General features: G+C 68.4%; 12 protein-coding genes. 10 read left to right on the top strand and 2 right to left on the bottom strand.

Annotation, left to right across the window (positions count from 1 at the left end; genetic code table 11):
• Positions 1–128 precede the first annotated feature (128 nt).
• The 4 genes from acnA to ACIQK6_RS09975 all read left to right on the top strand — a co-directional run bounded on the left by acnA (position 129) and on the right by ACIQK6_RS09975 (position 6,484).
• Positions 129–2,843: an aconitate hydratase AcnA gene (gene acnA / locus ACIQK6_RS09990; protein ID WP_329098297.1), complete on the top strand. Its 2,715-nt coding sequence runs from the start codon at positions 129–131 to the stop codon at positions 2,841–2,843.
• A gap of 299 nt (positions 2,844–3,142) precedes the next feature.
• Positions 3,143–4,570, top strand: a complete 1,428-nt coding sequence (ngcE, locus tag ACIQK6_RS09985; protein WP_329098295.1) for an N-acetylglucosamine/diacetylchitobiose ABC transporter substrate-binding protein — start codon at positions 3,143–3,145, stop codon at positions 4,568–4,570.
• Between the two features lie 20 nt (positions 4,571–4,590).
• Entirely contained in the window at positions 4,591–5,535 is a 945-nt protein-coding gene (locus ACIQK6_RS09980; RefSeq protein WP_402694638.1) for a carbohydrate ABC transporter permease, read from the top strand.
• 13 nt (positions 5,536–5,548) lie between these two features.
• Positions 5,549–6,484, top strand: a complete 936-nt coding sequence (locus tag ACIQK6_RS09975) for a carbohydrate ABC transporter permease (protein ID WP_329098292.1) — start codon at positions 5,549–5,551, stop codon at positions 6,482–6,484.
• On the opposite strand, the gene ACIQK6_RS09970 is transcribed toward ACIQK6_RS09975, so the two are convergent.
• Both ACIQK6_RS09970 and mgtA read right to left on the bottom strand, forming a co-directional pair.
• Positions 6,462–7,370 (bottom strand): hypothetical protein, encoded by a 909-nt coding sequence (locus tag ACIQK6_RS09970; protein WP_329098290.1) that lies wholly within the window; start codon positions 7,368–7,370, stop codon positions 6,462–6,464. The two genes, ACIQK6_RS09975 and ACIQK6_RS09970, sit on opposite strands and share 23 nt — an antisense overlap.
• 117 nt (positions 7,371–7,487) lie before the next feature.
• On the bottom strand, positions 7,488–10,208 hold the full coding sequence (gene mgtA, locus ACIQK6_RS09965) for a magnesium-translocating P-type ATPase (protein ID WP_402694637.1): 2,721 nt from the start codon (positions 10,206–10,208) through the stop codon (positions 7,488–7,490).
• 594 nt (positions 10,209–10,802) lie between these two features.
• Between mgtA and ACIQK6_RS09960 the strand changes: the two genes are divergently transcribed.
• The 6 genes from ACIQK6_RS09960 (at position 10,803) to ACIQK6_RS09935 (ending at position 19,300) form a co-directional block, all read left to right on the top strand.
• Positions 10,803–12,017, top strand: a complete 1,215-nt coding sequence (locus ACIQK6_RS09960) for an ROK family protein (RefSeq protein ID WP_402694636.1) — start codon at positions 10,803–10,805, stop codon at positions 12,015–12,017.
• 117 nt (positions 12,018–12,134) lie between these two features.
• A complete protein-coding gene (locus ACIQK6_RS09955; protein ID WP_329098284.1) occupies positions 12,135–13,247 on the top strand; it encodes a substrate-binding domain-containing protein in 1,113 nt (370 codons plus the stop codon).
• Positions 13,248–13,403: 156 nt separating this feature from the next.
• A complete protein-coding gene (locus ACIQK6_RS09950; protein WP_030008680.1) occupies positions 13,404–14,192 on the top strand; it encodes an ATP-binding cassette domain-containing protein in 789 nt (262 codons plus the stop codon).
• A gap of 14 nt (positions 14,193–14,206) precedes the next feature.
• Positions 14,207–15,496, top strand: a complete 1,290-nt coding sequence (locus tag ACIQK6_RS09945; RefSeq protein WP_402694678.1) for a sugar ABC transporter permease — start codon at positions 14,207–14,209, stop codon at positions 15,494–15,496.
• A 263-nt stretch (positions 15,497–15,759) separates the two neighbouring features.
• On the top strand, positions 15,760–17,676 hold the full coding sequence (dxs, locus tag ACIQK6_RS09940; RefSeq protein ID WP_329098282.1) for a 1-deoxy-D-xylulose-5-phosphate synthase: 1,917 nt from the start codon (positions 15,760–15,762) through the stop codon (positions 17,674–17,676).
• A 124-nt stretch (positions 17,677–17,800) separates the two neighbouring features.
• Positions 17,801–19,300 carry an amino acid permease gene (locus ACIQK6_RS09935; protein WP_329098280.1) on the top strand — a complete coding sequence of 500 codons (1,500 nt, stop codon included), beginning with the start codon at positions 17,801–17,803 and terminating at the stop codon, positions 19,298–19,300.
• The last annotated feature ends 21 nt before the right edge of the window (positions 19,301–19,321 follow it).

Genomic DNA, 19,321 nt, shown 5'->3' with positions numbered 1-19,321 from the left:
AAAGGCGTACCGCAGCCGCCCCCGCTGGTAAGGGTTACCTAACTTAGCCCTACCTTAGCGGATTGGCCAAGGGGCGTGGCGGCAGGATTGCGGTAATACGCGCGAATTCATGCATGAAGGAGACTGTCGTGTCGGCGAACAGCTTCGACGCCCGCAGCACGCTGCAGGTGGGCGACGAGTCGTACGAGATCTTCCGGCTGGACAAGGTCGAGGGCTCCGCCCGCCTGCCCTACAGCCTGAAGGTGCTGCTGGAGAACCTGCTCCGCACCGAGGACGGCGCGAACATCACCGCCGACCACATCCGGGCGCTTGGTGGCTGGGACTCGCAGGCCCAGCCCAGCCAGGAGATCCAGTTCACGCCGGCCCGCGTGATCATGCAGGACTTCACCGGCGTCCCCTGCGTGGTGGACCTCGCCACGATGCGCGAGGCCGTGAAGGCGCTCGGCGGCGACCCGGCGAAGATCAACCCGCTCTCGCCCGCCGAGATGGTGATCGACCACTCGGTCATCGCCGACAAGTTCGGCACGAAGGACGCCTTCGCGCAGAACGTCGAGCTGGAGTACGGCCGCAACAAGGAGCGCTACCAGTTCCTGCGCTGGGGCCAGACCGCCTTCGACGACTTCAAGGTCGTCCCCCCGGGCACCGGCATCGTCCACCAGGTCAACATCGAGCACCTGGCCCGCACGGTCATGGTCCGGGGTGGCCAGGCCTACCCCGACACCCTCGTCGGCACCGACTCGCACACCACCATGGTCAACGGCCTCGGCGTGCTGGGCTGGGGCGTCGGCGGCATCGAGGCCGAGGCCGCGATGCTCGGCCAGCCGGTCTCCATGCTGATCCCGCGGGTCGTCGGCTTCAAGCTGACCGGCGAGCTGCCCACCGGCACCACCGCCACCGACCTGGTGCTGACCATCACCGAGATGCTGCGCAAGCACGGTGTCGTCGGCAAGTTCGTCGAGTTCTACGGTGAGGGCGTCGCCGCCACCTCCCTCGCGAACCGCGCCACCATCGGCAACATGTCGCCGGAGTTCGGCTCCACCGCCGCGACCTTCCCGATCGACGGCGAGACCCTGAAGTACCTGCGCCTGACCGGCCGCTCCGAGCAGCAGGTCGCGCTCGTCGAGGCGTACGCCAAGGAGCAGGGCCTGTGGCTGGACCCGGCCGCCGAGCCGGACTTCTCCGAGAAGCTGGAGCTCGACCTCTCCACGGTCGTCCCCTCCATCGCCGGCCCGAAGCGCCCGCAGGACCGCATCGTCCTCGCCAACGCCGCCGAGCAGTTCGCCGTGGACGTGCGCAACTACGTCGAGGACGACGACGAGGCGGGCAAGGAGTCCTTCCCGGCCTCCGACGCCCCGGCCGCCACCAACGGCGTGCCGACCCGCCCGACCCTGGTCACCCTGGCCGACGGCTCCTCCTTCGAGATCGACCACGGCGCCGTCACCGTCGCCGCGATCACCTCGTGCACCAACACCTCGAACCCCTACGTCATGGTCGCCGCGGCGCTCGTGGCCAAGAAGGCGGTCGAGAAGGGCCTGTCCCGCAAGCCGTGGGTCAAGACCACCCTGGCCCCGGGCTCGAAGGTCGTCACCGACTACTTCGACAAGGCCGGCCTGACCCCGTACCTCGACAAGATGGGCTTCAACCTCGTCGGGTACGGCTGCACCACCTGCATCGGCAACTCCGGTCCGCTGGACGAGGAGATCTCGAAGGCGATCAACGAGCACGACCTCGCGGTCACCTCGGTGCTCTCGGGCAACCGCAACTTCGAGGGCCGGATCAACCCCGACGTCAAGATGAACTACCTGGCCTCCCCGCCGCTGGTCGTCGCGTACGCCATCGCGGGCTCCATGAAGGTGGACATCACCAAGGACGCCATCGGCACCGACACCGACGGCAAGCCGGTCTTCCTCGCGGACATCTGGCCCTCCGAGGCCGAGGTCAACGACGTCGTGGCGAACGCCATCGGCGAGGACATGTTCAGCAAGTCCTACAGCGACGTCTTCGCGGGCGACGCCCAGTGGCAGGCGCTGTCGATCCCGACCGGCAACACCTTCGAGTGGGACCCGCAGTCCACCTACGTCCGCAAGCCCCCCTACTTCGAGGGCATGACGATGGAGACCACCCCGGTCTCCGACATCGCCGGCGCGCGCGTGTTGGCGAAGCTGGGCGACTCGGTCACCACCGACCACATCTCCCCGGCCGGTGCGATCAAGGCCGACACCCCGGCCGGCAAGTACCTCACCGAGCACGGCGTCGAGCGCCGCGACTTCAACTCGTACGGTTCCCGCCGAGGCAACCACGAGGTCATGATCCGCGGTACCTTCGCCAACATCCGCCTGCGCAACCAGATCGCGCCGGGCACCGAGGGCGGCTTCACCCGCGACTTCACCGTCGACGGCGCGCCGGTCTCCTTCATCTACGACGCCTCGCAGAACTACCAGGCCGCCGGCATCCCGCTGGTCATCCTGGCGGGCAAGGAGTACGGCTCGGGCTCGTCCCGTGACTGGGCGGCCAAGGGCACCGCGCTGCTCGGCGTCAAGGCCGTCATCGCCGAGTCCTACGAGCGCATCCACCGCTCCAACCTGATCGGCATGGGCGTCCTGCCCCTGCAGTTCCCGGAGGGTGCCACCGCGGCTTCCCTCGGCCTCACCGGCGAGGAGACCTTCGCCTTCACCGGTGTGGAGGAGCTGAACAACGGCACCACCCCGCGCACCGTCAAGGTGACCACCGACACCGGTGTGGAGTTCGACGCGGTCGTCCGCATCGACACGCCGGGTGAGGCGGACTACTACCGCAACGGCGGCATCATGCAGTACGTGCTCCGGAACCTCATCCGCGGCTGAGCCACGGCATAGGCGCCGAAGGGCCGTACCCCCGTCCAGGGGGTACGGCCCTTCCGTTCGTCCGGCGGCGTGTCCATGTGACGGACAGGTCTCAACTCGGAAAAACTGGTGGCCATAAATGTGCATGATCTTGCTCACACGAGCGCAAGTGGACTATACCTGTGCCCGTCCGGATCACCGCGAGACGAGTGGTTCCGGGCCGGGGGACGGGCGGGGCCCTGTGGTGATGTCCGCGTGCACGGCCACCACCGTGAATCTCCGGCCTCCTTCACACTTCTGACGAAGGCGAGGACAAGAGCATGGGATCCACTGGTGAGGGCCTCGGACGCCGCGACCTGATCAAGCGCTCCGCAGCACTCGGACTGATCACGGTACCGACGATGAGCTTCCTGTCCGCCTGTGCCTCCGGCGGTGCGGAGAACTCCACGAAGGGCCCGGACAAGGCGGCGGTGACCAAGGAGAACCCCTTCGGCGTCGCCAAGGGCGGCAAGCTGGACGTCGTCGTCTTCAAGGGCGGGTTCGGCGACGACTACGCGAAGGCCTGGGAGGCCGCCTTCGACAAGAAGTGGGGCACCACCAGCTCCCACCTGGGCACCCAGGAGATCACCGCCAAGCTGCAGCCCCGCTTCAACGGCGGGACCCCGCCGGACGTCGTCGACGACTCCGGCGCCCAGAAGATCCCGCTGGACGTGCTCGGCAAGGGCGGCCAGTTGGCCGAGCTCAACGCCGTCCTCGACGCGCCCTCGCTCGACGACCCGAGCAAGAAGGTGCGCGACACCCTGGTGGACGGGGCCGTCGAACAGGGCATGCTGGGCGGCAAGTACCTCGTCCTGAAGTACGTGTACGCCGTGTTCGGCTTCTGGTACTCGGGCAAGCTCTTCAAGGAGAAGGGCTGGGCGCCGCCCAAGACCTGGGACGAGTTCCTCGACGTCTGTACGAAGGCCAAGGACGCGGGCATCGGCGGCCTCGCCCACCAGGGCAAGTTCCCGTACTACATCAACGTCGTCATCATGGACCTGATCGCCAAGAAGGGCGGTCCGGACGCGGTGAAGGCGATCGACAACCTCGAACCGAACGCCTTCGAGGGCAACGCGGCCGCCCTCGCCGCGGTCGAGGCGGTCTACGAGGTGGTCGAGAAGGGCCTGCTGATGCCGGGCACCAACGGCCTCACCCACACGGAGTCCCAGACGGCCTGGAACCAGTACAAGGCCGCCTTCATCCCCTGCGGGTCCTGGCTGGAGAACGAGCAGCTCAAGCAGACCCCGGAGGACTTCGACATGAAGTTCCTGCCGGTGCCCCTGCTCGCGGACAGCAAGATGCCCCTCGCAGCCATCCGGGCCGGCGTCGACGAGCCGTTCATCGTCCCGGAGAAGGCCGCCAACAAGGCCGCGGCCCTGGAATTCCTCCGTTCGATGCTGTCCCGGGAATGGTCGACGATTTTCGCCCAGCAGGCCAACTCGCTCACGGTGGTCAAGGACGGCGTGGACCCGGGCGTCAAGCTGCGGCCCGGCACCCAGGCGGCGGTCGAGGCGCTCAAGGCGGCGGGCACCAACACCTTCAGCTATCGCTACCCCGACTGGTACAGCGAGATGGACACGGAGATCCAGAACGCGTCCAATGAGCTCATGGCGCAGCGGATCCAGCCCAAGGAGTGGATCAAGCGGGCACAGGCCGCGGTGAACAAGGCGGCGCAGGACCCGAACGCCAAGAACAACAAGCGCAGCTGACCACTGCGGGGACGGACACCATGAGCCACGTAGCCCAGGGGAGAGGGAAGTGCGGTTTCATCGCCGGCTTCCTCTTCGCGCCCCTCGCACTGTACCTGACCTTCGTCATCTGGCCGTACGTGCAGACGTTCGGCTACTCCTTCACCAACTGGACCGGGCAGTCACCGACGTTCGACTTCGTCGGCACGGACAACTACGCGGCCCTGCTCAAGGACGAGGTCTTCCGCGGCGCGCTCTGGCACAACCTGCTGCTCCTGGTGTTCGTCCCGCTCGTCACCATCCTCCTCGCCCTCTTCTTCGCTTTCATGGTGAACGCGGGCGGGCGCGGCGGGGCCGGCGGAGTGCAGGGGGTCGGCGGCTCGCGCTTCTACAAGGTCGTCTACTTCTTCCCGCAGGTCCTCTCCCTCGCCATCCTCTCCGTGCTCTTCGGCGCGATCTACCGCAGCGACGAGGGCGGCCTGCTCAATGGCTTCCTGACCGGGCTCGGCCTGATCGACGCGAACCACCCGGTCGAATGGCTCAACGAGCCGAACCTCGTCCTGTGGTGCCTGCTCCTCGTCGTCGTCTGGCACGGCGTCGGCTTCTACCTCGTCCTCTTCTCCGCGGCGATGCAGTCGGTCCCCAAGGACGTCTACGAGGCCGCGCTCCTCGACGGCGCCGGGCGCGCCCAGACCTTCTTCAAGGTCACCCTGCCCCTGCTGTGGGACTCCGTGCAGACCTCCGCGGTCTACCTGGGCATCGCCGCGATGGACATGTTCGTGCTGGTGTCGACCATGACCTCGGGCCAGTTCGGCGGCGGCCCCGACCACCACAGCGAGGTCATGTCGACCGTGCTGATGCGCAACTTCCTCTACTTCGGCAAGAGCGGATACGCCTGCGCCATGGGCGTGGTCATGCTCGCCCTGACCATGATCCTCTCCGTCATCACGCTGCGCGCCACCCGCCGCGAGCGCATCGAGTTCTGAGGGGAGTTCCACGATGACCACACCGTCCACAGTGATCAAGGCTCCGGGCGAGCAGGCCCCGGAGCGGTCCGGCGCCACCGGACGGCCGGGGAAGCGGGAGGGGCGCCGTTCCGAGGGCACGACCCTCAACGTCTTCTCGCACGGCTTCCTGGTCGTCTGGGCCATCATGATCGTGCTGCCCCTGCTCTGGCTGGCGCTCGGCGCCTTCAAGACCGACGCGCAGATCGGCGGCTCGGCCCTGAGCTGGCCCTCCAACTGGCACTTCGACGCCTTCGGGCGGGCCTGGACGAAGGGCATCGGGGGCTACTTCGCCAACACCCTCATCGTGCTGGTGTTCTCGGTCCCGCTGACCATGCTCTTCGGCTCCATGGCCGCGTACGTACTGGCCCGCTACCCCTTCACGGGCAACCGGCTCATCTACTACTTCTTCGTCAGCGGGGCGATGTTCCCCGTGTTCCTGGCGCTCGTACCGCTCTTCTTCATGGTCAAGCGCTTCGACATGCTGAACACCTACCAGGGCCTGGTCCTGGTGTACGTCGCCTACTCGATGCCCTTCACGGTCTTCTTCATGCACTCCTTCTTCCGGACGCTGCCCACCGCGATCCACGAGGCGGCGGTCATCGACGGGGCCTCCGACACCCGGATCTTCTTCCAGGTGATGCTGCCGATGGCCAAGCCCGGCCTGATCAGCGTCGGGATCTTCAACGTCCTGGGCCAGTGGAACCAGTACATCCTGCCCGCCGTGCTGATGCAGCCGCAGAGCAGCGCCGACCCCGAGCGGTACATGCTCACCCAGGGGCTCATCCAGCTCCAGTACCAGATGGGCTACGAGACGGACCTGCCGGTGCTGTTCGCCGGCGCCACCATCGCGATGGTCCCGATGCTGGTGGTCTACCTTTCCTTCCAGCGTCAGATCCAGGCGGGCCTCACCTCGGCGACGCTGAAGTAGCGCCCCCGAACCCGGGGCTGTCGGAGGCCTTGTCCAGCCTGTAGAGATCTCCGGAACCCGGGCCGCCGATGTGCTGGATGATCCGGGGGTCCTCGGCGGTGCCGCCGACCTCCCAGGCGGGCCAGTTGCAGCCCGGGATGTCTATGTGGACCCTCTGCGTCCGGACGTCCCGGCCGCCCTCGTAGACCCAGGTCCCGGAGCCCCAGCAGCCCGGCGACGGGTCGTTGGGGTAGTCGGAGGCGAAGCGCCTGCCGACGCCGGTGGCGGCGACCCGGCCGTCCGAGGTGAAGACCAGGTCGTGGCCCATGCGGTCGTTCCAGAGGCCGACCATGGTCTGCGGTCCGATCGCCGGCGGCTCGTACGCGGGCAACAGGCCGACGGCCAGCCCGAGCGCGCCGAACATCCCCGTCCCCACCACCACCCCCGTGCCCCACCGCGCCACCCGCCCCAGCAGCCGGTCGCCCCGGGGCAGGGCGATCAGTGCGCCCGCCGAGAGCGAGGCCGTGGCCGAGACCCAGAAGAGCAGCGTGGCCCGCGTCTGCGTGTCGTTGTACGCCGCGTAGCCGAAGACGGGGGGCGCCAGCAGGGCCGCCACGATCAGCGGCGCCGACCACCAGGCCGCGTGCCTGCCGAGCCATCGGCCGAGGAGGTCGGCCAGCGCGACCGCCGGCAGGACGAAGACCAGCGACAGCAGGAACGAGATGAAGCCGATGAGGGGCACGGTGGCGACCAGGTCCGCCCCGATCTCGACCCAGTCCGGGGCCCTGTCCGGCGGCGGCTGCGTCCGCACGTACAGCACGACCACCACGACGGTGAGTGCGACCTCCAGGAGTCCCACCAGCGTCGAGACCACCAGCACGACTGCGTACGACCGTTTCTGATGCACGATCAACCCCCCCTCGTGGCACGGCGGACCCACGGTCCGCCCGGCTGGCGACGTCCTGGATCCATAGTGCCAGCCGGGCTGAACGTGTTCAATTAATTCTGCGCGTTCCGCCCTCTCCTACAGCCAGGTGCCGAACCGGCGGACGTACCAGGTCTTCACGAGCTGGGTGAGCGTGCAGTACGCGAGCAGTACGCCGATCAGCCACGGGAAGTAGCTCGCCGGCAGGGCCACGAAGCCCAGCGAGGGCGCCAGCGGCGAGAAGGGCAGCCAGAGCCCGGTCAGCACCGCGAGGGCGGTCATCACCATCACCGGCCAGGAGGCGCGGGACTGGATGAAGGGGATCTTCCGGGTACGGATCATGTGGACGACCAGGGTCTGCGAGAGCAGGCCCTCGATGAACCAGCCGGACTGGAAGAGGGACTGGCTCGCCTCGCTGTTCGCCGCGAAGACGTGCCACATGATCAGGAACATCGAGATGTCGAAGATCGAGCTGATCGGGCCGATGGTGACCACGAAGCGGCCGATGCCCTTGGCGTCCCAGTTGCGGGGCTTGCGTAGGTACTCCTCGTCCATCCGGTCCCAAGGGGTCGCCAGCTGCGCGATGTCGTAGACCAGGTTCTGGACGAGCAGCATGATCGCGAGCATCGGCTGGAAGGGGATGAAGGCGCTCGCCACCAGGACCGAGAAGACGTTGCCGAAGTTCGACGACGCGGTCATCTTGATGTACTTGATCGTGTTGCCGAAGGTGGTCCGGCCCTGGACGACGCCCTGCTCCAGGACGGTCAGGTCCTTCTCCAACAGGATGATGTCGGCCGACTCCTTGGCGATGTCCACCGCAGTGTCCACCGAGATGCCGACATCGGCGTCGCGCAGCGCGGCCGCGTCGTTGATGCCGTCGCCGAGGAACCCCACGGTGTGTCCCTCGGCCTGCAGGGCCCGGACGATCCGGGCCTTCTGGACCGGGTTGACCTTGGCGAAGACCGTCGTACGGGCGGCCAGCCGGCGCAGTTCCGCGTCGTCGAGGGCGTCGGTCGCGGGGCCGAGCACCACCTGCCCGACGTCGATGCCGACGTCGGCGCAGACCCGGGCGGCGACGAGGTCGTTGTCGCCGGTGACGACCTTGACCGCGATGCCCTTGTCGGCCAGGCCCGTCAGGGCCCGGGCGGCGTCGGCCTTCGGCGGGTCGAGGAAGGCGAGGAAGCCGACCAGCGTCAGCCCGTCCTCGTCCGCGACCGAGTAGGTCTCGCGCGGGGTGTCCATCGTGCGGGTGGCGACGGCGAGGACCCGCAGGCCCCGCCGGTTGTTGTCCTCGGCGATCCGGGTGACGTGCCACCGCAGCTGTTCGGTCAGCTCGACCTCCGCACCGCGGTCCCTCATGTGGGTGCAGAGGTCCAGGACCTCCTCCACGGCACCCTTGGTGATCATGATGTGCTCGTGGCGGCCGAAGTCGCCGACCACGGAATTGCGGTCCAGGACCACGGACATCCGGCGCCGGGCGAAGTCGAAGGGGATCTCGTCGACCATCGAGAACCGTGCGTCGACGACAACCTCCTCGGCCTCGTCCACGCGGTCGATGACCGCCTGGTCCATCAGGTTCTTCAGGCCGGTCTGGAAGCGCGAGTTGAGGTAGCCGTACTCCAGGACCTCGCCGTCCTCGTTTCCGTGCACGTCCAGGTAGCGGTCCAGGACGATCCGGTCCTCGGTGAGGGTGCCGGTCTTGTCCGTGCAGAGCACGTCCATCGCGCCCAGGTTCTGGATCGCGCCCAGCCGCTTGACGACCACCTTCCGCCGGGACATGGCGACCGCGCCGCGCGCCAGGTTGGCGGAGACGACCATCGGCAGCATTTCGGGGGTCAGCCCGACGGCGACGGCGATGCCGAAGAGGAAGGCCTCGTCCCAGTCGCCCTTGGTGAAACCGTTGATCATGAAGACGACGGGGACCATCACCAGCATGAAGCGGATCAGCAGGAAGCTCACCCGGCGCACGCCGGTGTTGAAGTTGGTCTGCGGGCGCTCGCCGACGAGCGAGCCGGCCATCGAACCGAAGTAGGTGTCGGCGCCGGTGGCGACCACGACCCCGACGGCGGTGCCGGAGGTGACCGAGGTGCCCATCAGGGCCAGGTTGTCGGCCTCCACGGGGTCGGTGGTCTCCTGCTGGCCGAGGTCCTGTGCACGGGTGTCGGCCTTGGCCACCGGCAGGGACTCGCCGGACAGCGCGGCCTGGCTGACATTGAGGTCCTTGGCCGTGACGATGCGCAGGTCGGCCGGGATCAGGTCGCCGGCCGCCAGCTTGACCACGTCGCCCGGGACCACCTGGTCCATGGGCACCTCGAACGTGGCGGGAGCGGAGCCGCTGCCGGGCCGGCGCTGCACCTTGCACGTGGTGGTGACGAGCTCCTTCAGCGCGTCGGCGGCGCGGCCCGAGCGGAACTCCTGCCAGAACCGCAGCAGACCGCTGATCCCCACCATCACGGAGAGGATGACGACGCCCGGGTCCGCGGGGTCCTGCCAGTACATGACCGCCGCCAGGAAGACCAGGACGGCGATGAAGGGGTTGCAGTAGGCCCGTGCCAGCTGGAGGTGCCAGCGGGGGGCACGCTCGTGCGCGACGGTGTTGGGGCCGTGCCGCTCCAGGCGCAGCGCGGCCTCATCGTGGGTGAGGCCGGCCGGGGAGGTGTCCACCTCCTGGAGGACCTGGACGCCCGAGCGGGCGCTGATCGCGGCCAGCCGCTCGCCGACGAGCCGGGTGCGGGCCTGGAGCTCGGCGGCCTTGCGCTCGCGACGGGTGGGGCCCGGCGGTGCGAGCGTGGTCGGGGTACGGGGGGTGAGCATGGTCATGGCGAATACCTCCCTCCACGGTGTCCGGGCAGCGCGGAGCCGATCGGTCACGTGGAGTGATCAGGGGTCGGCGCACGGGGACCCCGAGGGGCCGCGTCCACGCCGACGAGCACGGATGACGCACGCCCGGCGGAGTTGGCAGGGCATGCGGAAGGAAGGGAGTGTGGAAGAAAGGAACGCGCAGCAACGCGAGCGCGCACGGGGACAGCGGTCCACCGCTGCCGTGCGTACGCAGGGAAAGGTCAGCCGGTCACAAGGTCAACCGACGAGAGCGCTGCAAGGACTTCGATCGGGACTCATCCCGAACACCTCCTTGTGTAGCGCGGTCATTACGAAACGCCCGATCCGGCCGGAAAGGCCACAGAAGATCGGCGTCCCAGTGACCGTAACACGATCCAGGGGGCCGCTTCTCTCCCCTTTTAGGTCAGTAGTGGCCGTTTCATGCCGCGTCAGCCTCTTGACGTCTGGATGTGCAAAGGCTCGACTTAAGGTTCACAAGTTGGAGAGATGCCGGGTCTCGGAGCGTGAAGCCGTGACGTGCCCCGGCCGGGGGGCGACGGCTGGCCGTCGCTAATGGGCAGGAGTGGATGAGTCGTGCAGACTCCCGGATCGCAGTCGTCGCTGCACCGCGCGAATCTCGAACGGGTCGTGCGGGCGGTGCGGCTCGCGGGATCGCTGACCCAGGCGGAGATCGCCCGCGCCACCGGACTGTCGGCGGCCACGGTCTCCAACATCGTCCGGGAGCTGAAGGACGGCGGGACCGTCGAGGTCACCGACACCTCGGCCGGCGGTCGCCGGGCGCGCAGCGTCTCGCTCAGCGGCGACGCGGGCATCGTCATCGGTGTCGACTTCGGCCACACACACCTGCGGGTGGCGGTGGGGAACCTGGCCCACCAGGTACTGGCCGAGGAGACCGAGCCGCTGGACGTCGATGCGTCCTGGGCGGACGGCTTCGACCGGGCGGAGGCCCTGGTCGGACGGCTGATCGCGGACATCGGCGTGGGGCTGGAGAAGGTCATCGGCGTCGGACTCGGCGTGCCCGGCCCGATCGACGTGGAGTCCGGGACCCTGGGCTCGACCGCGATCCTGCCGGGCTGGGCGGGCATCAACCCCCGCCAGGAACTCTCGCAGCGCCTCGGGGTGCCCGTGTACGTGGACAACGACGCGAACCTCGGCGCCCTCGGCGAACTCGTTTGGGGGAGCGGCCGGGGAGTGAAGGACCTGGCCTACATCAAGGTGGCCAGCGGCGTGGGTGCGGGCCTCGTGATCAACGGCCAGATCTACCGCGGACCCGGCGGCACGGCGGGCGAGATCGGGCACATCACCCTGGACGAATCGGGCCCGGTCTGCCGCTGCGGCAACCGCGGCTGCCTGGAGACCTTCGCGGCCGCCCGGTACGTACTGCCGCTGCTCCAGGGCACGCACGGCCCCGAGTTGACGATGGAGAGGGTGGTCGAACTGGCCCGTGAGGGGGACCCGGGCTGTCGCCGGGTGATCACGGATGTGGGTCGGCACGTCGGCAGCGGGGTGGCCAGTCTGTGCAACCTGCTGAACCCCAGTCGGGTGGTGCTGGGTGGCTCGCTGGCGGAAGCCGGCGAACTCGTCCTCGCCCCCATCCGCGAATCGGTGGGAAGGTACGCGATCCCCAGTGCGGCCCGGCAATTGTCGGTGCTGACGGGGAACCTCGGCGAGAGGGCCGAAGTGCTCGGCGCGCTGGCGCTCGTCCTCAGCGAGATGGGCGATTCGACACTTTTGTCAGACCATGGAAGTGGAGTGCGAGCTCCAGCCGTCTTGCCTTCAGGTAGATAACGAATGGCACCGTTGTCATCTCGTTAAGAATTCACTCCTTGACGGCAAAACGCGGCCGGGGTTGACTCACATCCACCTCGGCCGCGCCGCTGCGGCCTCGTCAGGGAGGTTCAAGTAATGAACACGCGTATGCGCAGAGCCGCCGTAGCTGTCGCCGCTGGTGCCATGGCCGTTTCGCTCGCCGCTTGTGGCAGTGCGAAGGAGGCCGGCGACACGACGAAGGCGTCTTCCGGCGCTGCCAAGGGCGATGCGATCAAGGTCGGTCTGCTCCTTCCGGAGAACCAGACCGCGCGTTACGAGAAGTTCGACAAGCCGCTGATCGAGAAGAAGATCGCCGAACTCACCGGTGGCAAGGGCGAGGTCGTCTACGCCAACGCCAAGCAGGACGCGACCACGCAGAACTCCCAGGTCGACACGATGATCACCAACAAGGTGGACGTCCTGATCATCGACGCGGTGGACTCCAAGGCCATCGCCGGCTCGGTCAAGAAGGCCAAGGACGCCGGCATCCCGGTCGTCGCTTACGACCGCCTGGCCGAGGGCCCGATCGACGCGTACACCTCCTTCGACAACGAAGAGGTCGGCAAGGTCCAGGGCAAGGCCCTGCTGGAGGCGCTGGGCGACAAGGCCAAGGACGGCCAGGTCGTCATGATGAACGGCTCGGTCACCGACCCGAACGCCAAGCTCTTCAAGTCCGGTGCCCACTCCGTGCTCGACGGCAAGGTGAACGTCGGCAAGGAGTACGACACCGTCGAGTGGAAGCCGGAGAACGCCAACACCAACATGGCGGCCGCGCTCTCCGCGCTCGGCAAGGACAAGGTCATCGGCGTCTACTCCGCCAACGACGGCATGGCCGGCGGCATCATCACCGCCCTCAAGGCCGCCGGCGTCTCCCCCCTGCCGCCGGTCACCGGTCAGGACGCCGAACTCGCCGGTGTGCAGCGGATCGTCGCGGGCGAGCAGTTCATGAGCGTCTACAAGCCGTACGCCCCCGAGGCCGAGGCCGCCGCGAAGATGGCCGTCGCCCTCGCCAAGGGCGGGAAGGCCGAAGGCTCCACGTCCACGGTCGACAGCCCGACCACCAAGGGCGTCGCAGCCGTCCTGATCCCGGTCGTCTCGCTCACCAAGGCCAACATCAAGGACACCGTCGTCAAGGACGGCGTCTATTCGGTGGACGAGATCTGCACCGACAAGTACGCGGCGGCCTGCGCCGCCGCCGGCCTGAAGTAGCGGCCCCCGCCGCCTCCCCGAGGCGGCCCCCGTGCCTGACCGGCGCCCCGCCACTTACTCCCCGCCACCCGGCGGGGCGCCGGGCAGAAACGTTCCCCCATTCATCCCGCTCCTGCTCTTCTGCACGACATCCCCGCCGGTCAGGCGGCGAAGGAGATGGTTCATGTGTCCGCTGCGCCCGTGCTGGCGTTGCGAGGGGTCTCGAAGCGGTTCGGCGCCGTTCAGGCCCTGACCGACGTAGAACTCGAGATCCACTCCGGTGAAGTGGTCGCCCTCGTCGGCGACAACGGCGCCGGAAAGTCCACGCTGGTCAAGACGATCGCCGGCGTGCACCCCATCGATGAAGGTGTCATCGAGTGGGAAGGGCGTCCGGTCTCCATCGGCAAGCCCCACGACGCCCAGAACCTGGGCATCGCGACGGTCTACCAGGACCTCGCGCTGTGCGACAACATCGATGTCGTCGGCAACCTCTTCCTCGGCCGAGAGCTCAAGAGCTTCGGCATCCTCGACGAGGTGGAGATGGAGCGGCGCGCCCGCGAGCTCCTGACCACCCTGTCCATCCGGATCCCCAGTGTCCGGATCCCCATCGCGTCACTCTCCGGCGGTCAGCGCCAGACCGTGGCCATCGCCCGTTCCATGCTGGGCGAGCCCCAGCTCGTCATCCTCGACGAGCCCACCGCCGCCCTCGGCGTCGAGCAGACCGCACAGGTCCTCGACCTGGTGGAGCGGCTGCGCGAGCGCGGCCACGCCGTCATCCTCATCAGCCACAACATGGCCGATGTGAAGGCCGTCGCCGACAAGGTGGCGGTCCTGCGGCTGGGCCGCAACAACGGTGTCTTCAACGTCGCCGACACCTCGCAGGAAGAGATCATCTCCGCCATCACCGGTGCCACGGACAACGCCGTGACCCGCCGGGCGGCCCGCACCTCGGAGGCCGGCAAGTGAGCACCCAGAACCCCCTGGATAAGGGCTCCGTCGACCAGCAGGAGCACATCGACCCGGTCAACCCGGCGGCCGCGCACGACGCGATCCCGGCCGTGGACCCCCGCCTGCTCGTGCGGGAGGAGGGGCTCGCCGGCTACTGGGGCGAGTTCAAGCGCAAGATGAAGGCCGGCGACCTGGGTTCCCTCCCGGTCGTCATCGGCCTGATCGTGATCTGGTCGATTTTCCAGGGGCTGAACTCGAACTTCCTCTCCCCGGAGAACCTCACCAACATCGCGATCACGATGACCGGCACCGGCATGATCGCCATCGGCATCATCTTCGTGCTGCTGCTCGGCGAGATCGACCTCTCGGTCGGCTCGGTCAGCGGTGTCTCGGGTGCGATCGTCGCCGTCCTCGCCGTCACCCACGGCGTGAACGAATGGCTGGCCATCCTCGCGGCCATCGTCGGAGGCGCCCTGATCGGCTCCATCCACGGCTTCTTCTTCGCCAAGGTCGGCGCCCCGGCCTTCGCCGTCACCCTGTCGGGCCTGCTCTTCTGGCTCGGTGCGATGCTGCAGATCCTCGGCAGCAACGGCACGATCAACATCGACTCCGACGGCGTGGTCGGCCAGCTGACCACGTACTTCTTCTCGGACGTGGCCGTCGCCTACGGGCTGGCCGCGCTCGCGGTGGCCGGCTACTTCCTCGCGGCCTTCCTCGACGCGAGGCGTCGCGAGGCCGCCGGGATGCCCTCCCGGCCGCTCGCCGAGATCCTGCTGCGCACCGGCCTGCTCGCGCTGTGCACCTTCGGCCCCGCCGTGCTGTTCAACCAGTACAAGGGCCTGCCGCTCGCGGTGGTGCTCTTCCTGCTGGCCCTGGTCGTCACGGACTTCCTGCTGCGCCGCACGACCTTCGGGCGCAACGTCTTCGCACTGGGTGGCAGCGTCGAGGCCTCCCGCCGCGCGGGCATCAACGTGACCCGGATCCGGATCACGGTCTTCGCGATCTCCAGCACCTTCGCGGCGATCGGCGGCCTGTTCTGGGCCTCCAAGATCGCGGCGGCCAACCAGAGCGCCGGCGCCGGCGACCTGCTGATGAACGTGATCGCGGCGGCCGTCATCGGCGGCACCAGCCTCTTCGGTGGCCGGGGCCGGACCTGGAACGCCCTCCTCGGCGTCATGGTCATCGTCTCGATCCAGTACGGTCTGGCTCTGGAAGGCATCGCGACGCCGATCCAGTACATGATCACCGGCGCGGTGCTGCTGGCTACCGTGGTGATCGACTCGGTGACGCGCAAGACCCAGAAGACGGCCGGACGCGCCTGATCGCGCGCCCGACCTCGCGCCGGAGTGACGTCCGGCGGTAAGACCGGTCACAGTGCCCGGCGCCACTTCTCGTGGCGCCGGGCATCCGTGCGTGCATGTACGGGGTACTCATGTACGGGTATACGCCCGTATGTGATGTGTGGCCGTCAGGCCGTGCGTACATGTATGACAAAGGTGTGACGCCCCCGGGACGGCCCGATGACCGCGGCCGGGGACGGAACATTAGACTCGACAGACCAGCAAGCAACTGCAAGGAGGCACGGGTGCTGCTGACCCGCATCAAGGGACCGCGCGATCTGGACCGGCTCAGCCAGGAGGAGCTCGACCAGCTCGCGGCAGAGATCAGGTCCTTCCTCGTCGACGCCGTCTCCAAGACCGGCGGGCACCTCGGCCCCAACCTTGGCGTGGTCGAACTGACGATCGCCCTGCACCGGGTCTTCGAATCGCCCAAGGACAAGGTCCTCTTCGACACCGGCCACCAGGCCTACGTCCACAAGCTGCTCACGGGCCGCCAGGACTTCGGCAACCTGCGCTCCAAGGGAGGCCTGTCCGGCTACCCCTCGCGCGCCGAGTCCGAGCACGACGTGATCGAGAACTCGCACGCCTCCACCGTGCTCGGCTGGGCCGACGGCCTCGCCAAGGCCAACGAGGTGCTGGGCCGCGAGGACCACCACGTCGCCGCCGTCATCGGCGACGGCGCGCTGACCGGCGGCATGGCCTGGGAGGCGCTGAACAACATCGCCGCCGCCAAGGACCGCCCGCTGGTCATCGTCGTCAACGACAACGAGCGCTCGTACGGCCCCACCATCGGCGGCCTCGCGAACCACCTGGCGACCCTGCGCACCACGGACGGCTACGAGCGCTTCCTGGCCCGCGGCAAGGAGATCCTGGAGCGCACCCCGGTCGTCGGGAAGCCGCTCTTCGAGACCCTGCACGGCGCCAAGAAGGGCCTCAAGGACTTCATCGCCCCGCAGGGCATGTTCGAGGACCTCGGGCTCAAGTACATCGGGCCCATCGACGGCCACGACATCGAGGCCCTGGAGTCCGCCCTGCAGCGCGCCAAGCGCTTCAGCGGCCCGGTCATCGTGCACTGCCTCACCCAGAAGGGCCGCGGCTACACCCCGGCCCTGGAGCACGAGGCGGACCGCTTCCACGCGGTCGGCGTGATCCACCCGGACACCGGCCTGCCGGTCAGCACCGACGCCGCCAGCTGGACCTCCGTCTTCGCCGACGAGATGGTCAAGCTCGGCCAGGAGCGCAAGGACATCGTCGGCATCACCGCCGCCATGCTCCAGCCGGTCGGCCTGAAGAAGTTCGCGGACGCCTTCCCGGACCGCATCTACGACGTCGGCATCGCCGAGCAGCACGGCGCCACCTCGGCGGCGGGCCTCGCCACCGGCGGCGCCCACCCGGTCTTCGCGGTGTACGCGACCTTCCTCAACCGCGCCTTCGACCAGGTCCTGATGGACGTCGCGCTGCACAAGTGCGGGGTCACCTTCGTCCTGGACCGTGCCGGCATCACCGGCACCGACGGCGCCTCCCACAACGGCATGTGGGACATGTCCATCCTCCAGGTCGTCCCGGGCCTGCGGCTCGCCGCTCCGCGCGACGCCGAGCAGCTGCGCGCGCAGCTCCGCGAGGCCGTCGAGGTCAAGGACGCACCGACCGTCGTGCGCTTCTCCAAGGGCGTCGTCGGCCCGGCCGTCCCGGCCGTCGGCAAGATCGGTGGCATGGACGTGCTGCGCGCCCCGGGCGCCGAGGTCACCCGGCCGGACGTACTGCTCGTCTCGGTCGGTGCGCTCGCCCCGATGTGCCTGGAGATCGCCGATCTGCTGGACAAGCAGGGCATCTCCACGACCGTGGTCGACCCCCGCTGGGTCAAGCCCGTGGACGAGGCCCTGGCCCCGCTCGCTGACCGGCACCGCGTGGTCGTCACCGTCGAGGACAACGGCCGTACCGGTGGTGTGGGCGCCGCCGTCTCGCAGGCCCTGCGGGACGCGGGCGTCGACGTACCGCTGCGCGACTTCGGCATCCCGCAGCGCTTCCTCGACCACGCCCAGCGCAAGGAGATCATGGCCGAGATCGGCCTGACCGCGCCGGACATCGCCCGGCAGGTCACCGGCCTCGTCGCGAAGCTGGACGGCCGCTACGAGAGCGAGCCGGCCGCCGCCGTCGACTAGTCCGGATCTCGCCACGCGCGCCGTTCGTAGATCGACGCGCGGTTGCACGTCACGGGCCGGGAGATCACTCTTGAAGAGTGGGCCTCCCGGCCCGTTCGTGCGTCGTCACCTCTCGGAGGCGTCGGTGAGCAAGGATCTGAACAGCCCATTCCGTACCAAGACGGTGGAGCAGTCCATCCGCGACACGGAGGAGCCGGAACACGCGCTCCGCAAGTCGCTCTCCGCCTGGGACCTCACGGTCTTCGGTGTGGGCGTCATCATCGGCACCGGCATCTTCGTCCTCACGGGCATTGCCGCCCGGAACAACGCCGGTCCCGCCACCGCCCTGGCCTTCGTGGCCGCGGGCATCGTCTGCGCCCTGGCGGCGCTCTGCTACGCCGAGTTCGCGTCCACCGTCCCGGTGGCCGGGTCGGCGTACACGTTCTCGTACGCCTCGATCGGTGAGTTGCCCGCCTGGATCATCGGCTGGGACCTGGTGCTGGAGTTCGCGCTCGGCACGGCGGTGGTCGCGGTCGGCTGGTCCGGGTACGTGCGCCACCTCATGGACACCAACCTCGGCTGGACCCTGCCGACCTCCCTGTCCGGCCCCGATGCCGGCGGCCACTTCGACCTGCTGGCGTTCCTGCTGGTCCTCGTGCTGACGTGGATCCTGGTCGTCGGGACGAAGCTCTCGGCCCGCATCACCGCGGTCGTCGTCGCCATCAAGGTGACGGTCGTCCTGCTGGTCATCGTCGCGGGCCTGTTCTTCATCAAGGCCGACAACTACTCGCCGTTCATCCCGCCGGCCCAGCCGCAGGCCGAGGGCGTCAGCGGCTGGCACTCGCCCCTGGTCCAGTTGCTCTTCGGCTACGAGCCCACGAACTTCGGCGTCATGGGCATCTTCACGGCGGCCTCGCTCATCTTCTTCGCCTTCATCGGCTTCGACGTGGTGGCGACGGCGGCCGAGGAGACCAAGAACCCCCAGCGCGACATGCCGCGCGGCATCCTAGGTTCGCTGCTGATCTGCACCGTGCTCTACGTCGCCGTGACCCTGGTGGTCACGGGCATGCAGAAGTACTCGGAGATGTCCCCGACCGCGCCGCTCGCCGAAGCCTTCAAATCGGTGAACCAGCCGTTCTTCTCGGGCGCCATCAGCCTCGGTGCGGCCGTCGGTCTGATCACCGTGTGCATGATCCTGCTGCTCGGTCAGACCCGCGTGTTCTTCGCGATGAGCCGTGACGGACTGCTGCCGCGCGTCTTCTCCGTGACGCACCCGACGTACCGCACCCCCTACCGGGCGACCCTGCTGCTCGGTGGGATCATCGCGGTCGTCGCCGGTTTCACCAGCCTGGAGACCCTCGCGGAACTGGTGAACATCGGCACCCTGTTCGCCTTCGTGGTGGTCGCGCTGGGTGTGATCGTCCTGCGCAAGACCCGCCCCGACCTGCACCGGTCCTTCCGCACCCCGTGGGTGCCCTTCATTCCGATCGTGTCGATCGCGGCCTCGTTCTGGCTGATGCTCAACCTGCCGGCCGAGACCTGGCTCCGCTTCGGCATCTGGATGGTCGTCGGCGTCATCGTCTACTTCGCCTACGGCTACCGCAACAGCCGCCTGCACAAGGTCGGCCAGGACGCGGAGTTCTAGGACGCGAAGCACCAGGACGCG

It is taken from the genome of Streptomyces sp. NPDC091682 (assembly GCF_044756625.1).
Classification (GTDB): domain Bacteria; phylum Actinomycetota; class Actinomycetes; order Streptomycetales; family Streptomycetaceae; genus Streptomyces.
Note: the sequence above shows the minus strand (reverse complement) of the source record. Positions and strands in the feature narration are given on the sequence as shown.